At 66.1% G+C, this 301-nt stretch carries 1 protein-coding gene; it reads left to right on the forward strand.

What is annotated here, in order from left to right; all coding sequences use genetic code 11:
* The coding region (locus HX846_RS40180; protein ID WP_256740514.1) for an aldehyde dehydrogenase family protein at positions 1–301 on the forward strand (301 nt) is incomplete at both ends.

Genomic DNA, 301 nt, shown 5'->3' on the forward strand with positions numbered 1-301 from the left:
GAACTGGGCGGCAACGCGCCATTTATTGTCTGCGCCGACGCCAACCTTGAGCTGGCAGTGAGAGTCGCGGTCGAGGCCAAGTTCCAGACCTCCGGCCAGGACTGCTGCGCGGCCAACCGGATCATGGTCGACCGTTCGATCTACTCCGAATTCCTCAGCCGCTTCGCTGCCGCCGTGCGTGAGTTGCGGGTCGGCCCGGCATTGGTCGACGGGCAAGAGCAAAGCGTCGACATCGGCCCGTTGATGCACCAGGCCGCCTTCGACGTCACCGCCGAACGCGTGGCCGACGCCCTGGAGCTGG

It is taken from the genome of Pseudomonas sp. K5002, from assembly GCF_013386655.1.
In the GTDB taxonomy this organism is placed as follows: Bacteria; Pseudomonadota; Gammaproteobacteria; order Pseudomonadales; family Pseudomonadaceae; genus Aquipseudomonas.